The sequence below is a fragment of the Pseudolysobacter antarcticus genome, assembly GCF_004168365.1.
Taxonomy (GTDB): Bacteria; Pseudomonadota; Gammaproteobacteria; order Xanthomonadales; family Rhodanobacteraceae; genus Pseudolysobacter; species Pseudolysobacter antarcticus.
The window spans coordinates 2,483,579-2,509,120 of sequence record NZ_CP035704.1 but is presented as its reverse complement, the minus strand read 5'-3'; the positions used below and the strand labels follow the sequence as shown (position 1 = coordinate 2,509,120).

General features: G+C 56.5%; 17 protein-coding genes. 4 read left to right on the top strand and 13 right to left on the bottom strand.

The annotated features are described in order from the left end of the window. Positions 1-45: 45 nt before the first annotated feature. Positions 46-1,164: an ABC transporter ATP-binding protein gene (locus ELE36_RS10660; protein WP_129833138.1), complete on the top strand. Its 1,119-nt coding sequence runs from the start codon at positions 46-48 to the stop codon at positions 1,162-1,164. 53 nt (positions 1,165-1,217) lie between these two features. Here ELE36_RS10660 and ELE36_RS10655 read toward each other — a convergent pair whose 3' ends face one another. From ELE36_RS10655 to ELE36_RS10595, 13 genes are all read right to left on the bottom strand, one after another. Beyond that, the gene (locus ELE36_RS10655) at positions 1,218-2,312 is read right to left on the bottom strand and encodes a prolyl oligopeptidase family serine peptidase (RefSeq protein WP_129833136.1); all 1,095 of its coding nucleotides are present in this window, start codon (positions 2,310-2,312) and stop codon (positions 1,218-1,220) included. A gap of 76 nt (positions 2,313-2,388) precedes the next feature. Next, positions 2,389-5,628 carry a discoidin domain-containing protein gene (locus ELE36_RS10650; protein ID WP_129833134.1) on the bottom strand — a complete coding sequence of 1,080 codons (3,240 nt, stop codon included), beginning with the start codon at positions 5,626-5,628 and terminating at the stop codon, positions 2,389-2,391. Positions 5,629-5,633: 5 nt separating this feature from the next. Further along, a complete protein-coding gene (locus tag ELE36_RS10645; protein ID WP_129833132.1) occupies positions 5,634-6,458 on the bottom strand; it encodes a carbohydrate ABC transporter permease in 825 nt (274 codons plus the stop codon). Next, positions 6,455-7,333 (bottom strand): carbohydrate ABC transporter permease, encoded by an 879-nt coding sequence (locus tag ELE36_RS10640; RefSeq protein ID WP_129833130.1) that lies wholly within the window; start codon positions 7,331-7,333, stop codon positions 6,455-6,457. Before ELE36_RS10640 ends, ELE36_RS10645 begins: the two co-directional genes overlap by 4 nt. Next, a complete protein-coding gene (locus tag ELE36_RS10635; protein ID WP_129833128.1) occupies positions 7,330-8,640 on the bottom strand; it encodes a sugar ABC transporter substrate-binding protein in 1,311 nt (436 codons plus the stop codon). Before ELE36_RS10635 ends, ELE36_RS10640 begins: the two co-directional genes overlap by 4 nt. Continuing rightward, on the bottom strand, positions 8,618-10,138 hold the full coding sequence (locus ELE36_RS10630) for a glucoamylase family protein (RefSeq protein WP_129833126.1): 1,521 nt from the start codon (positions 10,136-10,138) through the stop codon (positions 8,618-8,620). Before ELE36_RS10630 ends, ELE36_RS10635 begins: the two co-directional genes overlap by 23 nt. Before the next feature lie 164 nt (positions 10,139-10,302). Next, positions 10,303-13,149 (bottom strand): TonB-dependent receptor, encoded by a 2,847-nt coding sequence (locus tag ELE36_RS10625; RefSeq protein ID WP_129833124.1) that lies wholly within the window; start codon positions 13,147-13,149, stop codon positions 10,303-10,305. A gap of 55 nt (positions 13,150-13,204) precedes the next feature. Continuing rightward, positions 13,205-14,215, bottom strand: coding sequence for a LacI family DNA-binding transcriptional regulator (locus ELE36_RS10620; protein ID WP_129833122.1), 1,011 nt, complete (start codon positions 14,213-14,215; stop codon positions 13,205-13,207). A 303-nt stretch (positions 14,216-14,518) separates the two neighbouring features. Then, positions 14,519-15,904, bottom strand: coding sequence for a glycoside hydrolase family 47 protein (locus tag ELE36_RS10615; protein ID WP_242512241.1), 1,386 nt, complete (start codon positions 15,902-15,904; stop codon positions 14,519-14,521). A 4-nt stretch (positions 15,905-15,908) separates the two neighbouring features. Continuing rightward, positions 15,909-17,132 (bottom strand): AGE family epimerase/isomerase, encoded by a 1,224-nt coding sequence (locus ELE36_RS10610; protein ID WP_129833120.1) that lies wholly within the window; start codon positions 17,130-17,132, stop codon positions 15,909-15,911. 31 nt (positions 17,133-17,163) lie between these two features. Next, positions 17,164-18,138 carry a carbohydrate kinase family protein gene (locus ELE36_RS10605; RefSeq protein WP_129833118.1) on the bottom strand — a complete coding sequence of 325 codons (975 nt, stop codon included), beginning with the start codon at positions 18,136-18,138 and terminating at the stop codon, positions 17,164-17,166. Position 18,139: 1 nt separating this feature from the next. After that, positions 18,140-19,441: a sugar MFS transporter gene (locus tag ELE36_RS10600; protein WP_129833116.1), complete on the bottom strand. Its 1,302-nt coding sequence runs from the start codon at positions 19,439-19,441 to the stop codon at positions 18,140-18,142. Beyond that, complete coding sequence (locus ELE36_RS10595; RefSeq protein WP_129833114.1) at positions 19,434-20,489, bottom strand: LacI family DNA-binding transcriptional regulator; 1,056 nt, start codon at positions 20,487-20,489, stop codon at positions 19,434-19,436. Before ELE36_RS10595 ends, ELE36_RS10600 begins: the two co-directional genes overlap by 8 nt. A 292-nt stretch (positions 20,490-20,781) precedes the next feature. On the opposite strand from ELE36_RS10595, the gene ELE36_RS10590 reads away from it, so the two are divergent. From ELE36_RS10590 to phaZ7, 3 genes are all read left to right on the top strand, one after another. Further along, complete coding sequence (locus tag ELE36_RS10590; RefSeq protein ID WP_129833113.1) at positions 20,782-23,106, top strand: GH92 family glycosyl hydrolase; 2,325 nt, start codon at positions 20,782-20,784, stop codon at positions 23,104-23,106. A 77-nt stretch (positions 23,107-23,183) separates the two neighbouring features. Next, entirely contained in the window at positions 23,184-24,260 is a 1,077-nt protein-coding gene (locus tag ELE36_RS10585; protein ID WP_207215752.1) for a glycoside hydrolase family 18 protein, read from the top strand. A gap of 108 nt (positions 24,261-24,368) precedes the next feature. Next, on the top strand, positions 24,369-25,535 hold the full coding sequence (phaZ7, locus tag ELE36_RS10580; RefSeq protein ID WP_129833111.1) for an extracellular native short-chain-length polyhydroxyalkanoate depolymerase PhaZ7: 1,167 nt from the start codon (positions 24,369-24,371) through the stop codon (positions 25,533-25,535). Positions 25,536-25,542 lie beyond the last annotated feature (7 nt).

Genomic DNA, 25,542 nt, shown 5'->3' with positions numbered 1-25,542 from the left:
TTTCCGGTGCATTCGATTCGGCTCGACAGGAACCCGTGAGTTCGCATGGCAAATGTGCAGCTAGACCAGGTACGCAAGACTTACGAGAACGGTCACATCGCCGTCGTCGGCGCCACGTTTGAAGTGCAGGACGCCGAATTGCTGGTCCTGGTCGGCCCATCCGGCTGCGGGAAATCCACGCTGTTGCGCATGATTGCGGGGCTGGAATCGGTCACGTCCGGCACGTTGTCGATCAATGGTCGCGTGGTCAACGATGTTGCGCCGAAAGATCGCGATATCGCGATGGTGTTCCAGAATTACGCGTTGTATCCGCACATGACCGTGGCGGAAAATCTCGGCTTCGGTTTGAAGCTGCGTGGTGCTAGCAAAGCCGATGCGCGAACGCAGGTCGGCAAGGCGGCCGAGATGCTCGGGCTTACTGAAATGCTGCCGTTGCGTCCGCGCGAACTTTCCGGCGGGCAGCGCCAGCGTGTCGCACTCGGCCGGGCGCTGGTACGCGATCCGGAAGTGTTTCTGCTCGATGAGCCGCTGTCGAATCTCGATGCAAAATTGCGTTTGTCGATGCGCACCGAAATCGCCAAGCTGCATCGCAGTCTCGGCACGACGATGATCTACGTCACGCATGATCAGATCGAGGCGATGACGCTCGGTCATCGCATCGTGGTCATGCGAAATGGCGAGATCCAGCAGATCGATACACCGATGTATTTGTACGACAAACCCGCGAATATGTTTGTCGCGGGTTTTCTCGGCAGCCCGGCGATGAATTTTTTTCGCGGTCGATTGATCGCAGGCGTCGAGCCTCGTCTGCAGATGGCGGACGGCGTATTGCCGCTCGGTAATTTGTCATTGCAGCATGGCGCGCTGGCAAAGTTTGTCGATCAGGAAATTGTGCTCGGCGTGCGCCCGGAAGATTTGCATTTGCGCATGACCGAAACAGTAGGTCAGAGCGGAGGCAGTTTGCGTGCGCAGCTCGAAGTGATCGAGCCGGTTGGCAACGAGATTTTCCTCAACATGCGCAGCGGCAGCTCGGAACTCGTCGCGCGCATTCCGCCGCAAATCTTGCCAACGGTCGGTAATGAAATCCTGCTTGAATTTGCGCTCGACAAGCTGCATTTTTTCGATGCCAAAACCGAGCAGCGAATCGAATTGGCGGCGCGCTAGAACTCGCCAAAAACGTCGCCTGAGAAAAATCCCGCTACACGCACGTGCTCTGCCTATCGCGGTAACGCGCCTGCAGCTGGACGTTTGCCGTGACGCGTCCACTCCAGCAATTCGTCAAATGCGACGCCGACTTGTTCGGGCGTATAGCTGCAATGGCCTTCGTGTTTCACGTACTGCTGCACGAACTTTTCGCCGTTGCCCTGGCGCGCCACCGCCAGCGCGTAGGCGAATGATGTATTGCCGGGCACCGCTGGATCGTTGGTCGTATGCAAGGCCAGCAGCGGCTTTAACAGCTTGCCATTGGGTGTGTAGTTTCGCGCGAGATACAGCGCTGCGTTGGTATCGGCGCGATAACGTTTTACGCCGTCGTTGAGCGCATCGTCATCGCTCGTGCCCATGTAAATAAGGTCGGCATTCGAAAACGGATTGCCGCCAGCTTTCTGTTGCAGATCCTTGATCTCGTAAGTGCTGAAAGAAATCTCCGCGGCCAGCGCTTTGCGATCGTTCTGATGGAAAAAACTCGCGAGATCGGCGGCCGCTTTGGGGTTCTGTGCGAGCGCAAGAGCAACCTTGGTTTCGTTCTTTTCGTCCGGCTGAAAATCTTTTGGAACAGGCACGAGCGGGCCGAGCAGGTTCGGAAAAAAGTAGTCGAACGCCGCGCGCAGGGCAAATCCGCGATTGCCGAACTCATCGCTCGACATCAGCGCGCCACACAGTGAAAGGCCGCCATCGTAGAGTTTTGGCGATTGTTCCAACGCCTTGGCCACGAGCGTTCCGCCCATCGAAAAACCGACAGTGAAAGTTTCGTTTGGCCGTCCAAAACTAGTGATGAAATATTGCCGCAGCCGTTCGGTTTCGAGATCAGCGCGATCCACCACCCAGCCACTGTCCGAATAGCCGGATTGCAGCAAGGCGAAACCGCGATCGACAAAATCCTGTTTCAGTTTGTCCAGCGGTTGTTTGTCAAAACCGGGCTCGTCGACATAATAGCCGTGATAAAAAAGCACGATGCCGTGGTTCCAGTCGGCAGGAATATCGATACGATACGCCGCGTTTTTCTGCACGCCGGTTTCGATCACGGCGCCGCTGGACTTGTTCCACGCCGCATTCGCATCGCGCGATAAAAAACCAACAACGCTGCCCAGCATAAAGAGTAGCGAAACTATCAAGCGGCGAATCATACGGAACCTCTGGAATTCAAAAGACTACAGATTACTTGCTCGATCAGTCGTCGATCACGATATCGGCAGGCAGATGCGCGATATGCAATTCCCGACCGCTCCAGAACGCCGGTTTTTTGTCGATCGAAACCTTACCCAATGCGGCTTTTCCCGATGCAATAAAAACCAGACCGCCGGGTGCATCGATGCCAGTATCGATATGCAGAATCCGCTTTTTCAAAACGTGTTTGAGGCTGTAACTCAACTTGCCATAAGGCGTGCGCAGATTCTCGATGGCGATGCCGTTGCCTTCGAGCCATGCGCTTGGAAGCCCAGCGCCGATCACCAAAGACTGATCGGCCTCGCGCTCATAGGCGAACATGTCGAGTGCCGAGCGTATGAAATCCGAAGCGACCCAACCGTGCGGCATATCGCCGACAAACCGCGGCGTGCGCGATTCACGCCCGACCACTTCGGCCCATTGATTCCACGCGCCGGGTCGGCGTCCGGAAAAAAAGAAATTGAGCAATTCCTGCGCACGCTCGGTCCAGCCGAGGCGCACGAAGATGCCGACCGTGCGTAGTTCGTATGGCGTATACACATCCCAGTTTGGCGAATCGCGGCGTGCCACGAAATCACGCCAGTAACGCTCAAACGTGGCGGTGACTTTTTCGCTCGGCAAGCGCGCTTGCTCGCCGCCTGGCGCAATCGCGATCGTGCTCGAAGTCGCATCGAAATCGCCAAGTTCGGCGCAGCCTGCGAGGTAGTCGATCTTGTGCGTTTCGCCGCTGTGTTTGATCGATGCGAATAAATCGGTGCGAAATTCATTGCGCTGTCGTGCAAGCGCATCGGCGGCAGTCTGCTTGCCGAGTACAGCCGCCATATCAGCCGCATCCTTGTAGCCGCGCAGCGCCCAGAAATCGTCCCAATACGAATGCATCGGTCTTTCCGAATAACCTTCGTGGCTGATCGATGCGGGCATCAAGCCGAAAAATTCGACACGCTCGGCGCTACGATTTTTCGCCGTGCGTTCGGATTGGCGCAGGCCTTCCATGTATGTTGCCGCGGCCTCGACATGCGGCCAGAGCCTTGCCAATAGCTCGCGATCGTGACCGTAGCGATACAACTCGGCGATGGCATAAATCAGTTCGCCATGACTGTCGTTTTCAGGTACCGGATCCGAGCCGCGCCAATCGACGCAACACGGCACCTTGCCGTTGCTGAACTGATGCGCGGCATACCATTCGACGAAATCACGCGCAACATTTTCCGCGCCCAGACGCAACAAGGCTTCATTCATCATCGCGCCATCGCGCACCCAACTGCGGGAATAAGCTCGAGTACCGGGCTGCAACGCGGCGCCGTCGCGCGAGATCAGGATATGCGCGAGCGAAGTGCGCAAGGTGTCGGCGAGTGCTTGCCCAGCCGGCGGCAGATGCAGACCGACACGATTGAGTTTCCCGCGCCATTCCGCCGCGACCTCGGCCTGTTGTTGATTAAGCCATTGCAACGAAGATCGTGACGATGGAGTTGGCGGCATGGCACCGGACAGCGGCACTGCAATCGCGATTTCGGTGCTGGCAAACGCGGCGAGTTTCAAGCGGTAGACAAAAGCGCCGGAGGCATAACCGCTGTCATCGTGCACCGTTGTGGCTTGCGGCCATTGCTGTTGTGCCATGCGTACGACGATTTCGCCGTCATCGAAACGCGTCGCATGAAAACTATCCGGGATTGGCAACGGCACTATTTTCGGCTGCGAATTCACCGATAGAGTGCCGGCTTGCCAATCAAGGTCATGGATTGGTGAAACGCCACCAGCACCGTTGAGGAACTGCGTTGGCGGATTTACCTGCAACGGTCGCACCGCGAGCAACAACGAAATCTCTCGCGCCTCTGCAGAGAGATTTTCGACTCGGTACCGTGTGAACATTTGCGATTGCGCGCGCGTGCCGCTGGCGAACGCGGTGATGTGCAAAGCAAGATTCGGCGTACGCCACGTCACGCTCGGAATCGGCAGGTAACCTTCCTGCAAGGTTTGCGCAATATCGACGTCGGCCCACGTCAGCAACTTTTTGTCGCTCAGCAAAAATGGTTCAATCGAAAAGCTCGATTTGCCGGTTTCAAGTATGCCGTCTTCGGAAAGCAGGCCTTGCTGTGCGCCGCCATCGATGCCAACCAAGGTCCAGTACGATTGCTCGCCGGAAAAACCGCGCGGATACATTCCGCGTTTCGCATCGCGGGCAATTGATGTGAGAAACGCATTCGGCGATGCAGCGAAGGCCAGATCCTTGATCTCGATTTCGGCGAGGGCATAACCTTTTGCCGGGCCGTGATGCAGCGCGAGGCGCACATAACGCGTCTCGGATTCAGGCAGATACAGCGGCACCGCGCCGCCACGGCTATCGTGTACCGAGCGCTGCGTAATCCAGTGCTCGGCATCGTCGGAAAACTGCACGTCGTAGTCAGACGCGTAACCATCTTTCAGCCAGTGCAACACCAGCCCGCCGAACTCGCGTGGCTGCTGAAAGTCGATTTGCAGAAATTGTTGCCGGCCGGATTTCGGGCCGCTGCGCCACGCGGTTGTATCGTCGCCATCCAGCGCGGCATTCGGTTTGGAATCTGCGCGTGATGATGACGCGCTGAGCTGCGCCACGGGCAATGGCAGCGAACCTTCGACCGGCAGTGCGCGAAATTTCAGCGTATCGAAATACACCGAACCATGCCCACCGCCGTGACCGCTGCTGACGACGAGTTCGAGTTTCGCGCTATGCCGCAACACCCGATCCTTGGTCGGTCCCCAGGCGAAATCGAGTTGCCGTTTCTTGATCCTGATCAGTTGCCAGTCGCGGCCGAAAACGAAGTCGCTGCGATTGATCCACCAAACGTTTTCGCCACTCGCATCGACCAGTTTGAATTGCAGATTGTTGATCGGCGCATCGCCGCGTACGCGGAACGACAACTCGTAATTGTCAGGGAAATCCAGTGCCAGATCGCGACGCGCCGTGGCGTAACCGGAGACGCCGTGAAAATCGAAATCCATGCGCATGGACTTGCCTTGCTCGTCGGCATCGCCATGCAGCGAAACATCGACATCGTCGGATGCCTCGGCTTTCCAGGCATCGATATTGTCGAAGTTATCGAGAATGGTGTCTTGCTGTTCGCTCGTCGGTTTTTCCGACTGCGCGAATGCAGCCGGAGAAAATACCAGCGTCGATAAAAGCAGACCCGCATGCAACAAAAATGCAGTGATCGACGTTATGCAGGCATGTTTTCTCGTAGCCAAATTCGCGCGTCGAAACAGCATGCGTATCAACCCTTGACGCTGCCGAGCAACAAACCCTGGATGTAATACCGCTGCAAGACGAGAAATAGCAGCAGCACCGGCAACACGGTCACGACCGAGCCGGCCATCATCATTTCGTTGTCCTGCACGTGCTCTCGCGAGAGTGCGGCGAGTGCGACCGGCAGCGTGTACAAATCCTTGTCGGTGAGCACGATCAGCGGCCACATGAAATCGTTCCAGGTGGCAAGAAAAGTGAAAATCGCGAGCGTCACCAGAATAGGTTTGAGCACCGGCAACACGATCACGGCGAAGATGCGCCATTCGCCGGCGCCGTCGATACGCGCCGCTTCGAGCAGATCGTCGGGAATGGTCAGCGCATATTGACGCACCAGAAAGATGCCGAAAATTCCGGCGAGCGCGGGCACGATCACGCCGCCATAGGTGTTGACGAGGCCGAGATATTTCAACATCAGGAACAGCGGCAACATCGCGACCTGCGCCGGAATCACCAACGACGCCAGCAACACACGAAACAGCCGTTCACGCCCGGCGAAACGCAGCTTGGCAAACGCATAACCGGCCATGACGTTGAACGTCAGCGAGATCACCGTCGCCGCGGTCGCCAGAGCAAAACTGTTGGCCAGATATCGCCCCATGCCGGCATGCGCAAACAGCTCGCGGTAGTTGTTCAAGCTGGGATGGGCCGGCAATAACGGCGGCGGGTAATTGCTGGCTTCGCCGGGCGCCATCAACGAAACCGAGAGCATCCACAGCAGCGGAAACAGCGTGATCGCTGCAACCGCGACCAGCAAACCATTCACCATGGCGCTGACAAATATCGGCTGCTTCATGTATTGCCTCCGCGTCGGCCGAGCCAGAGTTGCAGGGTAGCAACGATGAACATCAGCACGAACAACAGAAACGCGACTGCCGATGCCGAGCCAACACGCCACCACTTGAAACCTTCGTCATACATGAAATACAAAACGCTGACGGTGCTCTGCAGCGGGCCGCCCTGGGTCATCACATATGGTTCGGCAAACAGCTGGAAATAACCGGCCATCGTCAACATGCTGACCAGCAATAATGTTGGCGCCAGGCTCGGCCACGTGATGAAGCGAAACTGCTGCCAGTACGACGCGCCATCGATGCGCGCGGCTTCGTACAAATCCTCGGGAATGCTTTGCAAACCAGCGATGAAGATGATCATGTTGTAGCCGAAATTTTTCCACACTGCGAACAGGATGATAGTCGGCATCGCCCAGTGCGGATCGCCGAGCCAGTCGATCGGATGCACACCGATGCTGGACAAGGCGTAGTTGACCCAACCGTAACGCGTGTGGAAAAGATAATTCCAGATCACTGCCATCGCCACCACCGTGGTGACCACCGGCGCGAACAATGCTGTGCGAAAAAACGGTTTGCAACGCGCGAGTTTCGAGTTCAACAAAAGTGCCGCAGTGAGCGAGGCAAAAATCGACAACGGCACACCGGCGGCGACGAAATACAACGTATGGCCGAGCGCATCCCAGAATTCCGGCAGTTGCAGCAGGCGCTGATAGTTGGCGAAACCGACAAAACGCAAATTGCGAATGTCGGCGAGGGCGTACAGATCGAAGTCGGTCAAGCTGGCGCCAAACGCGGCAATGACGGGCACGAAAAAAAACAGACCGATCACCAGCAATGCCGGCGCGACAAAACACCAAGCGGCGCGTTCGACCTTCATGGCTTGGCTCCGCGATCGAGAATCCAGCGGCGTTTTTCGAGGATTTCATCGGTGTGTTGATCAAGCAGTTCGGCGGCCTGATCGATCGTCAAATCGCCATGCACAGCGCGCTCGGCAACTAGACGAATTTGCTGAGCGATACTTTCCCATTCCGGCACTTTAGGTGTTGGCTTGAGGCGTTCGAGTTGATCGCGAAATGCGTGCGCGTAAACGTCGCTATTCAAACCCGGATCGGTCCAGGTCGAACGACGCGGCGGCAGATCGCCGGTATCGGTATGGAAGCGCAACTGGATCGCTGGATCGGACAGAAATTCGATCAGCTGCCACGCCAGTTCCTTGTGTTTCGAGTTCTGGAATATCACGAGGCTCGAACCGCCAGCGAGCCCGGCGCCCGGGCCATTTGGGCCAGGCAACGGCGCTGTCATCCACGTTTTCTGTTGCTCCGGCGGCAGGCGACGCTGGAATTCGCCGATGTTCCATGGGCCGGAAATGTAATACGAATAAAAGCCGCGGCCGAATTCGTTCCAGACATTCGCGATCTGGGTATTGGTCATCGTCGGCGCCCAGGTATTTTGGAACATCTCGACATAAAAACTCAGTGCGCGCTTGAAACCTGCGCTGCGAAAATTGCCATAGCGATCACCGTCGCGCAATAGCGGTTCGTCCTGCTGGATCGCCAGTGCCAACAGTGGTTCGAATTCGTTCAACGGCAACAGGATCGAATAACGTTGTGGCCCGACCAACGCTTTGATCGCAATCAGGCTCGAACGCCATTCCTGCCAGTTCTGCGGCGGTGTGTTGATGCCCGCCTGTGCAAGCAGATCGCGGCGATAAAACAGCAGTCGCGTATCGACATACCACGGCACGCCGTAGATCTGCGCATCGATGACATTGGTATCCCAGATGCCGCTGAAATAGTCGTCGCGCTTGACCTGATTCGATGCGGCAATGCGCGCATCGAGCGGTTCCAGCGCCTGCAGCATCACGAGCTCCGGCAACCAGGTGTTGCCGAGCTGGCTGATGTCCGGCGTGGCATTGCCAGCTACGCCGGTAAGCAGTTTTTCCAGCGCTGCGGTGAGTGGGATCTGCTGCACGTCGACATGTACGCCGGGATGCTGGCGCTCGAATTCCGGCAGCAATTTTATGACTGCATCACCTTCTGCGCCAATGGTCCAGAATTTGATGACTTGTTGTTGCGGTTGCTCCGATTTGCAGGCTGTCAGCAGTGCATAAATCAGCGTTAGCGCGATCGACAAGAATCGCCAATGCGAACTCCGGCACACGCTAATTGGCTTTTTCGGTCGCATTCGCATCGGCGTTTGATTGCTTTAATGCGGCGGCCGGCCCGAGCCAACCGCCACTGAATCCGGCGTGCTCCAAGCCGCGCCGCAAATAGGCATTCTTGCGCATGTAGCGCCAGACGAAGTCGCTGCGATAATTTTCGATCATCGCCAGGATCGGGCCTTGGTCGATGCCGAGATAATCACTGTCGACCCAGCCGACGCCGCGCACTACTTTTCCGCTGCGCAGTTGCATGGTGGTGTAAGCGAAATCGAAACTCGGATTGAATGCGTCGATAAATCCGTATTTGGAATAGATTTGCGCGCCGTAGCGCTCGAACATTTCATGCGCGGCCGGGATCACTATCTCCGGCGCGAACGGCAGCGAAGCGAGCGCGGCGGTCGGTGCGATCGTGCCGTCGTCGGGGATATGAATGCCGCCGACACCACGCGCCGAATAACCGAGAAAATGGCGCAGGCGCAGCAGCACCACCTTGAAGGTATCGACCGGGCCATCACTGGCGGTGAGACCCCAGACATTCTTGCCATAACCCTTAAACTTCTGCGGGTTGTCGATCGCATAGTTGCGCTGCGCGATCGTTGCGCGGCGGCTGTTTTCAAAATAATCGATGCCGCGACCGCGCATGTAGGCATCCTGGATATCGCGAAAATCGATCCAGACGTGGCTGTACTGATGGCCGAACAATGGTGGAAAGCTCAAGAATTCCTGACCGTATGAAATGCCCCAGTTGAGATCGTACGTGCCGGTCCACGCATTCCACGAATCCAGCTCCAGCCCATGTGTGGGCGAGGCGAGGGCGAGCAGGTAGATCAGCATACCTTCGTTATAACCGCGCCAGTCGTACGGGATAAAACCTTGCTCAGGCGACCATCCGAGCACGATCGCTGGCGGACGAGTCGCCGCCCAGCGCCAGTTGACGCGGCGATAGATCGTATCGACCAGCGTACGGATTTCAGTTTCCTGCAAATCATCGCCGTCGAAATACGATTGGCAGAACAACATGCCGCCGAGTAGCAGCGAGGTATCTATCGTCGAAAGCTCGGATCGATCGGTGCGCAAGCCGGTTTTCATGTCGAGGAAATGATAAAAAAATCCGTGATAGCCAGTCACGCCCTCGGCTTGCTCGCCTTGCGGCGCGTAACGAAAAAATCGCAGCGTAGTCAACACACGTTCGCGCGCCTGATCGCGCGTGATGTAACCGCGCTCGACGCCGATCGGATAAGCGGTAAGGCCAAAACCGACCGCAGCGATACTGGAGGCCGAATTTGCGGGTGCCTTGTCTGGCACCAGGCCGTTGTCGGGATTGGCGGTGTCCCAGAAGAACTGGAAAGTGCGTTGTTCGAGATCGTCGAAGAACGGATCGAGTACGGGGTGGGAAGCATTACTTGCGACGTCGTGCGCGAGTTGTTGGTCGAGCGCATACGAATGGCCTGGAAAAATCAGGAATAGCAGCGCGAAAAAGACAACGCGAAAAAGCGCAGGACGTTTTGACAAAAAATACATGATTCGGGAGCTATGAGTAAGGAAGGGCAATCCAAAAATTCCGGCCACCCGAACTCGGACGGGTGGCCGGTAACAAATCAGGATGCTGGAGAGTTCATCCTGTACAACAAACTGCGCGGGGACTGCCAATCTGAAATATTGCAAGTCCTCCCATCTTGAGCGCGTTAGAAGCTGAAACGACCTCCAACTTTAACTTGGCGTGGATCAAGCAATGTAGAACTGCCTTGCCCGAAGTTCGCATCGTTCAGGCCGCTATTTATGCCGTCGAAGTTTTTGTAGTTGAGCGCATTCTTCACGTCGAGACGCAATTGAAACTTCATGCCGTGAGAAAGATCCCAATTTTTCGAAAGTGAAAGATCCACGCTACGATATGCCCAGAAGCTTGGTAAAATGAAAGTGTATTTATGCGGGTAATAATAACCAATTAGATTTGCGCAGTTGTAGTCGCAAGTGGAAGTGCCTTTGTTGGCGGTCTGCGGGAAGCCGGAGCCCAGGCTAATGATGCCGCTGAATTGAACGTCCCAAGGCAGGCCGACAGTTCCGTTTAGCACCACATGATGTTTTTCGCTGGTATTGTCATAGGGATAGCCCGACGGATCGACATAATCCAGCGAATAAGCATCGCCACCTGATTTTTTGGCCTCTGTATAGGTATAAGCCAGACCAAAACCCCAATTCGATTCTTTGGTGTAAGGTTTGTCGAGTCCGAAGAGTACGCTGCTAGCCTGATACTTCTTGTAACCGTTGTGCAGCACGACACCGAAAGGGCTGCCAGGCAGAGTATTGAGAACAAAGCCACCAGGTGTCACTTCACGGTTCCACAACCATGTGAACTGGTTGTAGCTCAGCACACGACTGAGCGTCATAGAGCCGACCCAATCGCCTAGCACCTGTTTGGCACCAAGGCTGAACTGATCACTGTAGGGTGGTTTGGTTTTGTTGTTCAGTATGTCAATTTCGCCACTCGCTAAATTTGCTGAAATAAGCGACTGCAATCCCGCTGCAGTCAGATACTTTGGATCCCACTTGAATGTTCCCGGTGCGCCATCCTTGGAGAAATTAAAGTTATAGTAAGGGTATTGCGAATGAAACGATTCTTGGATTGAATTATCTAGTGGCGTGCGATCATAATAGCGACCGGCGCCACCAAATATTGTCGTCGACTGATCATTGTCTTTACTGACGTCGTAAGAGAATCCGACACGCGGTTGTATTTCACCTTTGTAGCCTGTTCGATTATTTCCCGTACTTATATAGTCATTACCCAAGTGCAGATAGTTGATGATTGCGTATTGATCTAGTGGGGTCACGTAGCTGTTATTGTAGGCATTGGTTTCATAGTCCCAGCGCAGACCAAGGTTCAGCTGCAATCTGCTGGTGATATCCCAATCATCTTGCGCAAATATTCCGACCTGGTTGTTTCCGAGTTCAGCATGTTTTCCGGTAGGCGAGTAATTGGCGCGCTCAGGAATATCTAGCCCAGTACCAGCATTGTTAGTGTTGTAGATATATTGTGGAGTACTACCAAAATTTTCTAGTTCGTTTTCGTTGATATGTGCGAATTTTGCACCGACCTTTATCACGTGATCGCCGTGCCAACCAAATGAATCAAACGTGACATCGTCACGGATGGTCTTGGTTTTCTGCTGTTTGTTTTGAGTTTCGTTACTGCCACCGATAACTGCGATGCCCGGATCGTAGATGATCGATGGCAAATCTGGGTTAGCGGGTGACGGGTTAAATTTGTAATCGCCGATATCAATCAGGAAATCGTTGACGAAGCCGTGACCGCGGAACTGCCATTTGAGCAAAACGTCATTCACTTCGCTGATTCGATTCTCGCGTGCATCATATACGCGGTTGCCGCCAAACGAAGCGACATCTTCGTCTTTGCGTCGCGACACACTCAGATCGATATTATTGTTTTCATTTGGTTGCCAACTGAGTTTTCCAAAAAAAGTTTTTTCGTGGAAAGGCTTGGGAAAAGTGCCGTTATATTTAGCAAACAGATCTTTGTACTGCTGATTGCTGATATTGACAGTGTCCGAACCATCCTGTTTGTTGGCTTCGTAATCGAGGAAAAACTGCAAGGTGTCCGTGATAATGGGGCCACCCAACGTCGCGCCATATTGCTCCTGATGCTGTGGAGGTTTGGGGTTGCCATTTTTTTGCGAGAAGTATTCCTGGGCGCCCATGCCCGTGGTTTGCAAATCACCGAAAACCGAACCGTGAAATTCGTTGCTACCGGATTTGGTGATCGCGGTGATCAGGGATGAACCTGCTTGCTCATACTCAGCCTTGAAATTTTGCGTGAGTACGCGGTATTCCTGAATCGCTTCCTGCGAAAACGGATTGCCTTTAGTGCTGTCTTGACCCGCTAAACCGCCCTGCAAAATATTGTTCTTGAGATTTGCCCCATCGATATAGACGTTAGTTTGATTGGGATCTTGGCCAAACGAACTGAAGGATTTTGTATCGGTCTTTCGCGATACCTGAACTCCCGGTGCCAGCGCCGCAAAGTTCAGAAAATTGCGACTCACCTGCGGCAAGTTTTCGATCTGCTGGCGCGAAACATTGGTGGCAACTTCCGAATTGCGAATATCTGCCTGCGCCAGACTGGCGGCGGTGACATTGACGCTCTCCAGTTCGGTCGAACTCTTGCCGGCATTGGCGGCATCAAGATTGGCGATAACCTGTTGCCCAACCTGCGCAACGGCCACACTCGACGCTATCTCCTTGCCGCCGGAAGATGCGGTGATTTCATAACTGCCAGGCTTCACGTTCGCCAGCACATAGTTGCCATCGCTACCGACAATGGCTTTGGTGGTGAAGCCGGTGTTGACCTCTTTGGCGATCACTTCTGCGCCGACCGCATTTGGTGAGCTGACCTTGCCCTTGATCGTGGCGGTACTGTTCTGCGCCCATGAAACAGCGGGCAATGCAAAGGTTGCAAAGGCACTAATTACGAGTGATGCAAGCAGCCTTCTCTTCAACGGCAATAGCTTTTTCATGATCGCCTCCCGGATTTATTGCGTAGGTTGGTTTTTGTTTCTTTTTTTTCTTGTTTCATCGCGCGGTCGTATTGCCACCGCAGGTTTTTCGTACAACAATTTCGCAACGCAATGTCTGCGCTGCCTCATTTGCTTCGTCGGGTTTTTCGAGTACCGATGCAAGACGCTCGAGCGCACTGCGACCGAGATCAACGATGCGCACACGAACGGTGCTGAGCGATGGCGCGACATAACGCGCGATCGGGATGTCGTCGAAGCCCACCAAGGCGATGTCTTCCGGCACGCTTACGCCGTGTTCGGCAAACGCATACAAACAGCCGACGGCCATCATGTCGTTAGCTGCGAACACCGCATCGGGTCGCAAAGTTCGGCTCAGAAATTGTCGTCCTGCGGCATGGCCGGACTCCTCGGAGAAATCTCCGGCGACAATATCCAGCGCCATCTTCGGCGCATGTTTGGTCATCGCCGCGCGGTAACCTTGCTCGCGTTGCTGCGCGTCGAAATTATTTTCAGGTCCGGTGATGAACGCGATTTTTTTGTGACCGATACCGAGCAAGTGCTGCACCATCGCGTAGGCGCCGCCATAGTTGTCGACATTGAGCACGGGATATTGCGGGCTGTTGACCGAGCTGTTGAGCAGCACGATTGGCAGTGCGTCGGGCAGATGGTCGTGCAGGAACTCGGCGTCGACATGGGGCGAAAGAATCAGCATGCCATCGACGCGGCCTTGCATCGCACGCAGCGCGACGGCGGCTTCGCTCGCATTGCCGTGCGAGGACGAGACTAATAAATGCAGACCGCGCGCGCGCGCGGCGAGGTCGATGCCGCGAATCAATTCCGAGAAGAATTCCCCGTACAGATCCGGCAGCAACGCGCCGATCGTGTCGGTACGGCGCGTGATCAGGCTGCGCGCTGCGCTGTGCGGGATATATCGCAAACGCGCGGCAACGCTTTCGATGTGCTTGCGCGTTTCCGCGGTCACGCTTTCGTGCCCGTTCAACGCGCGCGAAACCGAGGCGACCGAGACGCCGGCTTCTTTTGCCACAAGTTTGATGGTTACCGCCAAGAACTATCCCCACCCACGTGCCCAAGCGACCAAGTAAACGATTACATCGCGAATGTAATCGTTTACATAACATCTTGTAACGCTGCACTGCGCAAATTTTTAACATTCGAGGTGGAGCACGAGAAAACCCAACTACGCTGCGTGGTCAGCCGACTGGAAGCGCATACCCATGAGCAAGTATCGACGAGGCCCTTTGCGACAAGAATCGCCTCACGAATCGGGCAATCGCCGAGTCTGCACAAACCGCCGATCTCGAACGTTTTTCAGGTCGCGCGAAGATCTCTATTCTTCGAACATTGCGATTTATCGCGTCCACGTCGCGCGCAGCGGATGCGCTTCGGTGTTGAATGTCACCGCATCGAAATCCAGCGTTTGCGGCGCGAACAGCAGGTAGAAATACTTGAAGGTTTCGGCGAAAACAAAACTCTCCATGCGATCTTTCTTGCGTTTGCTCACGACGTTCCACAGCGCCGCGTAGCCGACGTCGGCGCGGCAGTATTTGACGAAGTCGCGGAATAGCGTCTGGCCCATCGCCAGATATTTTTCGTCGTGGGTGTAGTGGCTCAGGTAATACGTCGACTCGACGATTTCCGGGCGCAACGCATAACCCAGGTAGATGATTTTCTGCGCGCGATAGTCGAACACTTCCGGCTCGATGCCGTATTTGCGCCAGATCGCAAACCACGTGTCCTGCAGTCGTGCGGCGCGCGGCACATCGCCGGATATGGCGAGCACGGCCGGAAAAAATGCATCGAGCGCACCGTAATACGTATGCGTGCGTTTTCCGCTTTGCATATCGGCGTAGCCGTACCACAGATCGCCATCAGCATCATCGGCGAGGTATTGATTGGCAGCGCTGATGCTGGTTTTCCACATCGCCAGACATTCTTCGTCGCCGAACAGGCGCCAGCATTTCCACAGATATTCGTAGTACGAATCGATGCCGCCCGAGATGCTGGATTCGGGATCGGTCCAGATGCCGGTTTCGACATTGATCGTCGCGCCGACCAGGCCGATTGCCGAGCGACGCTTGAAGGTTTCGACCAGCGCGCGCTTGGCCTTGTCGTAGAACACGGGCTTGCCAGTCAACTTGGCGAGCGTGCCGAATTCGAGCAGCAGTGTGCCGGTTTCGGCTGGATTGGTTTCGATGCCGCGGGTTTTCCCCGTGTGCAGATTTACCTCGACATACGGCAAGCCGGTGGGCGAATCGAATGCCGGCAACAGGCGCGTGCCGAGATCTTCGGCCTTGTGCAACAGGCGCTCATCGCCAGTCAATTGATAACCCGACAACAAGCCGCCGAGCAGGCGGATCGTGATTTCGAAATTCTTGACGTAGAAATCCTGATCCGGTTCGAATTTGCTCGCGATCAACTCGCGCACTGCGGTGGCATCGTCGGTCAGGCCCATCAACACTAGCGTATCGAGTGCATCGATCGGCGTCATCAGCAACGGCTGTTGGTACCAGTCGTGCGGACGCCGGCTCAACGGCGCGAGATCGTCATGTCCCCACGCGTAGCGTTTGTAGCCCTGCCACGCATGCAGAAATTCCTGCTTGACCGAAGCGGCGAGGCGCGCGGATTCGGCCGCGTCGATAGCCGGCGCGGATATCGGTTTCGGCGAAGTCGCGAACGCCGTCATTGGCGCGATCAGCGCTAGTACAAACGACACGCGGCAAACAAATGCGAACATCGGCTCAGGCTCCGTTTTCATGAGACATATCTTGCGTATCAGGACTGCGGCGCAATAACGCTAGCACCTCGTAACACGCGCCCATGGTGTGGTAATCGGTTTTTCCGGCCGGACTTTTTTCGTTCGAATACTTCTGGTTTTCGCGATCGAGAATGCGATACCACGCGCCGTATTGATGATCGACAAAATGACGCCACGCATAATCCCAGATCCGTGTGTAGTCGCTCCAGAAACGCGCTTCGCCGCTGCGCTCGGCAAGCAGCGCGGCGGCGGCCAGCGACTCGGCCTGCACCCAGAAATATTTGTCGCCATCGCAGATCGAACCATCCGGCGCAAAGCCATAACAGATGCCGCCATGCCCGCTGTCCCAAGCCTTCGCCAGGGCCGTGTCGAACAGTGCGCGTGCCGTGGGCAGCAACCAGACCTCAGCACGATATCGATCCAGTATCAGCAAAAGTTTTGCCCACTCCGTCAAATGGCCCGGCTGGAAACCCCACGGGCGAAACAGATGCTTGGGATCGTCTTTGTGGTATTCCCAATCCACGTTCCATGCCGCGTCGTAGTGTTCCCAGACCAGACCGCCGGCCTTCGCCGCTTGGCGAATAGTGATGTTGTGCGCAAGCGTAAAAGCGCGATCGAGGAAGCGTGCATCTCGCGTAGCTTCGTAAGCGGCGATCAGCGCCTCGCACAGATGCATGTTCGCGTTCTGGCCGCGATAGCCGGTGAAGCGCCACTGCGCATCGGCTTCGTCGCGATATAGACCTGCGTCGTTATCCCAATAACGCGTTTCGAGCAGTTGCCATGTTTCGTCGATCCAAGCACGCGCCTCGGTGATACCGGCTTTCGTAGCGGTTGCGTAGGTCAGCAGAACAAATGCCGCGCCGTAGGCATGTTGCGTTCGATCCTCGGGCTGGCCACCGTGAAGCGTCCAGAAATAGCCACCGCTTTCGGGATCGCGATGGGCGCTGCGCAGATAGTCGAGTCCGTGCTGCGCAGCATCGAGATAATCGCTACGGTTGAATTCCTGCGCGGCCATCGCGTAGTTGAAAACAAAACGCGTGCTGCTGACCAGATGCCGATGCTGCCGGTCGTAGATCGTGCCGTCATCGAGGGAATAGTGGAAAAAACCACCGGCGGGATCGATGCAACGCGGGTGATAAAATGCCATCGTCCGGGCGATGTGATCGCGCAGAAAATCGACGCTGCGGAATGCGGGCTGGGAATTCATGCGAGGGCCTTTTCGAGCGGCAGTTCAGTCATCAAGGTTTCCTCGGCAAGGCCTGCACGTCGGCGAGGGTCGGCATCGATGCGAATGCACCCGGACGCGTTACCGCGATGGCGCCGCAAGCCGTGGCGAAATGCAGCGTCGACTCGAGGGGTTTTTCATCGGCGAGAAATGCGGCAAAACCTTGCGCAGTGATTTCCTGCGCGGCAAGTTGGAATAACAAACCGCCGACAAACGCATCGCCAGCAGCGGTGGTATCGACCGCGCATACAACGTGTGCCGCCACGCTGCCATGAGCGTGCCGTGTATACCACTGCAGCGCGGCGGCGCCATTGGTGACGATAAGCAGCTGCGTGGCGCCGCTCCACAACAAGTCGAATACGCGATTTTCGTCGCCTTGCGCTGCGATCAGAAACGCGTACTCGTCCGCACTCAGTTTGACGACATCGGCACTGGCCAATGCGACGCGAATTCGCGGCAACGGATCAACATCTTTCGCCCACAAACACGGGCGCAGATTCATGTCGAAGCTGACCAGTGCACCCGCCGTCCGCGCGCGCTGCATCCCGGTGAACGTTGCTTGGGCAATGGCGGCTTCGGTCAGCGAATTCGAACAAACATGGAAGAAACCGGCCGCGGCGAACATCGCCGTTTCGAAATCGTTTTCGTGAAAAAGCAAATCAGCGGCAGGCGGTCGATAGAAACTGAAACTGCGCTCGCCAAGCGGATCGAGCGAGACGAAGGCGAGGGCGGTTGGCGCCTGCGTTGTGCGGCGAATGTAGCTGCAGCCGACACGCATTGCCGCAAGGCTTTCGCGCAGGAAATCACCGAACATGTCGCGACTCAGCATGCCGACGAATTCGGCATCGCCACCCAGTCGCGCCACTGCTACCGCGACGTTGGCGGGCGCGCCACCCGCATTTTGCAGAAATGCGCGTGGTGTTTCGGGCACGGCAGGCGCGCCGAGAAAATCGATCAGCGCTTCGCCGAAGCAGACGATCTTTTTCATGTCAGTGCGTCGCTACCGGCGAGCGCGAAACTGCTGCCAGCAGCGCGGCATGATCGTCGACTTTCGAGCCACGAAATCCATACCAGACGATGTACAAATAACACAGCAGCGGCAGCACAAACGCATGCTGCACGCCGATGTGATCGGCCAGCAAACCTTGCAGCAGCGGCACGATCGCGCCACCGACAATGGCCATGATCAACAGGCTGGCGGCCTTGTCGGTCATCGTGCCGAGACGATCGATACCGAGTGTGAAAATATTCGGGAACATGATCGAATTGAACAGCCCGATGGCAATGATGCTCCACAGTGCGATTTGGCCGCTGCTGATCATCGTAAGCAACAGCAGCGCGCTCGCTACACCGGCAAACAGACCCAGCAGCAGGCGCGCATCGACCACGCGCAATAAAGCAAATCCGACAAATCGCCCGATCATCGCGCCGCCCCAATACAGCGACACATAACCGGCTGCGACACTCGCGCTGATGTTGCCGATATCGGGCATGGCCAGATAGCTGATCAGGAAACTGCCGATGGCGACTTCCGCACCGACATACAAAAAAATGCCGATGATGCCGTTGAGTACATGTCGATGCCGCAGCACTTCGGCAAAGCTGTGGATCTGGTTGTCGCCACGCGCGGTCGCCTCGGTCAACGGCGGCAGCCGAAACAGCCAAACGCCGGCTGCCAGCGCGAACAGCACACCCGCCAGCAACAGATACGGTCCGGTCACGTTCTGTGCTTGTTGCAGTTGATAAACAGCCCGCTCGGCGGGCGCGAGCGCCGCCAACTCGCTGGCGCCGAGTACGGCGCTGGACAAAATCAACAGGCCGCCAATCTTCGGCGCGAGAGTGGTGCCGAGCGAATTCAACGCCTGCGCCAGATTCAAGCGACTCGATGCATAACGCGGATCGCCGAGCAGGCTGACATACGGATTGGCCGCCACCTGCAGCAAGGTGATGCCACTCGCAAGTACAAAAAACGCGCCGAGAAAAAGTGGATACGAAACCATGCGCGCGGCAGGAATGAACATCAGCGCGCCGATGCCGGTAATGATCAAGCCGATCACGATGCCATCGCGATAGCCGAATCGCGCTACTACTCTTCCTGCCGGCAACGACATCACGAAATACGCGCCGAAGAAAATGAACTGCACCAGCATCGCTTCGGCGTAGTTCAGCGTGAATACCGATTTCAGATGCGGGATCAGCACATCATTGAGCACGGTGATGAATCCCCACATGAAGAAAATCGTCGTGATCACGCCGAGGGCGACGCGTTGACTGGCGCTGGATTTATTCATGTCGATTTCCGTTGGTATTGATGGCTGGACCGCTGCTTTCGCGCACGACAAGTTGCATCGGTGCGATCGTGCGGGTGGGCGAAATGGCAGGATCGTGCACGCGCGCAAGAATGCGTTCGGCGGCTTGGCGACCGCGCGCGCGCGGATCGGTGGCGATGGTGCTGAGCGATGGCAAGGTCGCGGCGGCTTCGGGAATATCATCGAATCCGACCAGCGCAAAATCGTGGCCGGGGCGGCGTCCTCGTGCGGCGAGGCCGAGTTGCAAACCGAGCGCGACGGCATCGTTGTAACAAATCGCGGCGGTCGGCGCAGGATCGCGCACGAACAAAGCACCGGCCTGGCGCGCGGCTTCGAGCCGCGTCGGGGAGGTTTCGATCAGCCACTGTGGTTGTAGCGGAATACCGGCGGCGCTCATCGCGGCGCTGTAGCCTTCGCGACGTTCGCGGCACGAGCTGGAATCGCGATGACCGCCGAAAAATGCGATTCGACGATGACCGAGCGCGAGCAGATGTTCGGTGGCGGTGCGCGCGCCGTTGTGATTGTCGAGCGCGAGCACATCCCAATCACCATCCGGCAATTCGCGATTGAATACGAGCAGCGGCGTGTGCGCCCCGACGATGCGCGAAATCGCCGCACCGTCGCTGCCTTCGGCGGGGCAGAGGATGATTCCGGCCGGCGCATATTCGATCAGCGACGCCAGCACCGCATTCTGTCGCGCGACTGATTCGCCGGTGCTGCCAAGCAAGGTGACGCAACCGACCGTACCGAGCGCCTCGTCGACACCCGCGGCGAACTCGGCAAAAAACGGATTCGACAGATCGTTGATCACCAGCGCAACGCTCGACGACGTGCGCTGGCGCAGATTCGCCGCCGCGCGGTTGTAGACATAACATTGGCGGACGATTTCGGCCTTGACGCGCGCACGCGTAGCGACATGCACGAGCGGGCTGTTTTGCAATACCAGCGACACGGTGGCACGCGAAACGCCGCAACCATGCGCGATATCGAGCAAGGTCACTTTGCGCTGGGCAGCGAGACGTTTTAGCATCAATTTGGATCCTTCCAAAAAACGCGATCGTACGTGGCTGAATCCGTATATGCATCGTGCAGTGCGACATGAGTTCATAGCCTGAACATGCTAGTTTCGCGAAAATTTATAACGATCCAAATCCGCTTGTGACAGGTCTTTGAACTGGTCACGACGCGATCAAACCTCCGTGTCGTCTATTCCTGTGGAATTCCTTATGCCTATCGTCACGTCCGCATGTAGCACCGAAGTTTGTGCCGGTCCGAAACCGCCACAGCCATCCAGAATCGCTTTTATTCGTGCGTTGTCACTCATGACGATGACAGTATTTCTCGGCGTTGCGGCGCTGGCTCATGCCGCAAATACGAATGAAACCGATGCCGCGCAGCGCGCTTACGCTGCGGTGGATCCGTTCATCGGCACGGGCGGGGAGGGACATACATTTCCGGGCGCAGTGGTGCCGTTCGGCATGGTTCAGCTCAGTCCCGACACGCAGCTGAAATCACGCAAGGAAGGTTACGGCTGGGCCGCCGGATATCGCTATGACGACAATACGATCTTCGGTTTTTCGCACACGCATTTTTCTGGCACGGGTCATTCCGATCTTGGCGACGTGCTGACCATGCCGATCAGCGGTGCGGTCAGGCTCGAACCCGGCGATAGCGCACATCCGGGCAGTGGTTATCACTCGCAATTCAGCCATAGCGACGAAAAAGCCGAGCCGGGTTATTACGCGGTAACCTTGACCGACTACGACATCCGCGCCGAGCTCACGGCCGGCGATCGCATCGGCGTACACAGGTATACATTTCCACAAGGCAAACCGGCGCATGTGCTGGTCGACCTGCGTCCGAGTATGTACGACTATCCGGGCAAGGTGTCGTGGTCGCGATTACGACTGCGCGCCGATGGCACGTTGACCGGTTTTCGCGAAACGCGGGGCTGGGCGCCGGATCGCCAGTTGTATTTCGCGATGCGTTTTTCGCAGCCGGCGAGCGGCCACGCGCTGCACAATATCGAAGGCGAAATTCCGTACAAGGGTTTCGCCGGGCCGGCGGACAAGGATCCGCGCCAGCGCGCGCAGGTCGAAGGCCGTGCGATTGTCGGTGTTGTCGATTTTCCGGCGACGACACGCGAGTTGATCGTCAAGGTTTCGATCTCGCCGGTCAGCGAGGACAGCGCGATCGCCAATCTCGACAGCGACATGCCTGGCTGGGATTTCGACGTGGTGCGCAGCGCCGCACGCGACGCGTGGATGAGGGCATTAGGCGCGTTCGATGTCGATGCGCCGGCACCGATGCGCAAGAGTTTCTACACCGCCGTTTATCATACGATGATGGCGCCGAGCTTGTTCATGGATGCTGATGGCCGTTATCGCGGCCCGGATAACGCCGTGCATCACGCCGATGGCTTTCGCAACTATTCCACATTTTCGCTGTGGGATACGTATCGTGCGTTGCATCCGCTGCTGACGATCGTGCAGCCGGAGCAGCGCACCAACGATATCGTGAACTCGCTGCTAGCGTCGCGTCGCTACAGCCCGAACGGCATCCTGCCGGTTTGGGCATTTCATGGCCTGGAAACCTGGTGCATGATCGGTTATCACGCCGTGCCGGTGATTGCCGATGCCTTCATGAAAGGCATCCGCGGTTACGATACCAACGCCGCGCTCGATGCAATGGTGGCGAGCGCGAGCTACGCGCCGTATGGCGGTTTGGACGGCTATATGAAACTCGGCTACGTGCCGATCGACCAGGAAGGCGAGGCCGCTTCAAAAACGCTGGAATACGCGTTCGACGACTGGACCATTGCGCAGGTCGCGACCGTGCTCGGCAAGCAGGATATTGCCAAGGCTTTCGACAAACGCGCTGGCAACTGGCGCAACGCCTACGATGCTAAAACCGGTTTCATGCGCGCACGCAAAACCGATGGCCTTTTCCGCGAGCCGTTCGACCCGAGCGCGAGCGGCTACGGCAGCGACTACACCGAGGGCAACGCCTGGCAATATTCCTGGTACGTGCCACAGGACACAGCCGGATTGATCAAGGCGCACGGTGGCGATACAAAACTCGTAGCCATGCTCGATCGCGTATTCGATGCGAAGATCGATCCGAAACTTTTTGCGCACATGGAGGACATCACCGGCTTGATCGGCTGGTACGCGCACGGCAACGAACCGAGCCATCATGTTGCGTATTTGTATGCGTATGCCGGACAGCCGTGGCGCACGCAGGAACGCCTCAAGCAGATCATGGATACGCAATATGCGCCACGCACCGACGGGCTTGCCGGCAACGATGATCTTGGCCAGATGTCGGCATGGTTCGTGTTCACCGCGATGGGGTTTTATCCGGTTGCGCCGGCCAGCAACGAGTATGTAATCGGCCGGCCGTTCGTCGATCGGATGACACTGAATCTGCCGAACGGAAAGCACTTCACGATCAGCACTGACGGTCTCGATGCGACCCATCCCTACATCGGCGCGGTGACATTGAACGGCAAGCCGTTGTTGCGCAGCGTGATCCTTCACGAGCAGATCATGGCCGGTGGCAAGCTGCATTTCAGCATGCAGGCGCAGCCGAACAAAAGCTGGGCGACGGGCAATAGTCAGCGTCCGTACTCGATGAGTACGCTTTGAGTCGAACTTCGTGTCAACGCTGCGAGCAACGCATAACTCGCTGAAATCATACGTTGCCCAATCTCCGGAGAGATTTCATGTCGATGCAAATACAACGACGCGTGCTCTGCGCTGGTTTAGCGGCGCTTTTATCCGCAAGTTGCGTTGGCATCGTGCCGATTCATGTTGCACACACGGCGGACATTTCGATAACGCCGACGTCAAGCGGTTTGTTGTTCAGTCCCTACAAGGACATCACGATCAACATGAACTCGGATACCAACAGGATGCAATCCGCACTGACCGGCAGCGCCATTCCGGTGGCCGGCGTGGGCAGCCTGGTGTCGTCACATGTAAAGAATCTCGGCGCGATCACGTTGGCGTTCGCGACCGGCGAATGCGGCAGTGAAAACTGGGGCGGTATCATGCGCACGGATTTTGCCAAAGCAAATATCCAGGCCCTATCCACCGCCGGCATGAACTATGTCGTTTCCACCGGTGGTCAGGCGGGCACGTTCATATGTTCGAGTCATGCGGGTATGCAGAGCTTCCTCGATGCCTACATGTCAGCGCACATGGTCGGTATCGATTTCGATATGGAAGGCGCACAAACAGCGGGCGATATCAACAATCTGATAAACCAAATCGCGTATGCGCAAACACTGTATCCGAATCTGCGTTTCTCGTTCACCTTGGCAACGCTGGCGGCATCGGACGGCAGTTTTGGCGGGCTGAATCCTCTCGGCGATTCGGTGGTCAAGGCGATCCAGAACGCCCATCTCGCGCATTACACTATCAACCTCATGGTGATGGATTACGGTGGTGCATCGCCAGCCAACTGCGTGGTGTCGGCTGGGCAATGCCAGATGGGGCAGTCGGCGATCCAGGCGGCGGTGAATCTGCAACATACTTACGGCATCCCGGCGAGCCAGATCGAACTGACGCCGATGATCGGCATGAACGATGTTGCCAGCGAAGTGTTCACACTGGCGGATGTCGACACCATCACGAGTTACGCGGCGGCGCATGGCCTGGCCGGATTGCACTTCTGGTCGCTGGATCGCGATACGCCATGCCTGAGCGCAAACAGCTCGGCATCGTCGATATGCAATTCCGTATCCGGCACCACGGCGCTGCAATATACCCGGCGTTTCCTGCGTGACCTCGGACGGTGAACTGCCCGAACGTACAATAGACAGCCTTTCAGCCAAAGTCATACTTGCCCGGCGATCGAGTGTTGCGATGACGATCGCATCACATATCAATCATCTGAGGGGTAGGGAATGAAATGGTTGTCGATTTCTGAAAATCGTTTCACTGGAATGACATTTTTGTCGGTGGCGACGACGGTATTATTCGGTTGCTTGAATTCAGCGGTGGGAATTGCAGCTTTCGGAGTGAGCGGGCTGATTTATTCGAGCCAGTCGAACGCGTTGAGTTGCGGCAGTTACAACGGCACGATTTGCAACGGAACTGCAACGCAGTACGCCGGTGGATTCAATCCGCACGCCGGCGAATCGGGTGGATTCGGTGGCGCCGCGAGTTGCACGGTAACGCATACGCCGGTCGTATTCGTGCACGGCAATGGTGACAATTCCACAAGCTGGGATTCGCCGACCTTCCAGGTGAGCGGTTATGTCCAGGCGCCGAATTCGGTGTACCAACAATTCAAGGCAGCAGGCTACAAGGATTGCGAACTGTTCGGCGTGACTTATCTCAGTGCCAGCGAGCGCAGCTTGCCGCAATCGAACTACCACCGCGAATCGAAATACGCGATTGTCGATAATTTCATCAAGGCGGTGAAGCTCTACACCGGGCAGGCAAAAGTCGATCTGGTAACGCATTCGATGGGTGTGAGCATGTCGATGGCGGCACTGGATTACTACAGCGACTGGGGCAGCGTACGCCGCTTCGTCAATATCGCTGGCGGCCTGCACGGACTGGATTCCTGCCTCTGGACCGGTTACGCCAACGCATACGCAACCACCTGCGGCTCACAGAATTGGTACGACACCTGGATTTTCGGTGTGTATCCCGATTCGGCATCGCCCGGCATCAATTCATGGACCGGTACCAGCGCAGCACGCGCCTTGCCAAACACTGCCAACAGCAATACCGCGGTCGCGTTCTACACGATTTATGCCGGCACGAATGACGAAATCATGTGCGCTACAACGTCAGATTACGCCAATTGCGGCAATAGTCCGCTGCTGCGCAATACCAGTCATAACGTCAAGGCGCAATTGAATGTCGGCGCCGGATCGAATACCCAGCAAGTCAATTGGGACTGGACAACTGGAATTCCATGGAATGTCTTCGGTGGCGATGTCGACGGCGTCGGTCATTTCCATTCACGCAATAATACCGGAACCATTATCGTTAATATGCTGACGACCGCCTGTACCGATGCCGCCTGTGCCGCAGGTTATTCCTACGGCCCGATCCAATAAGCGGCTG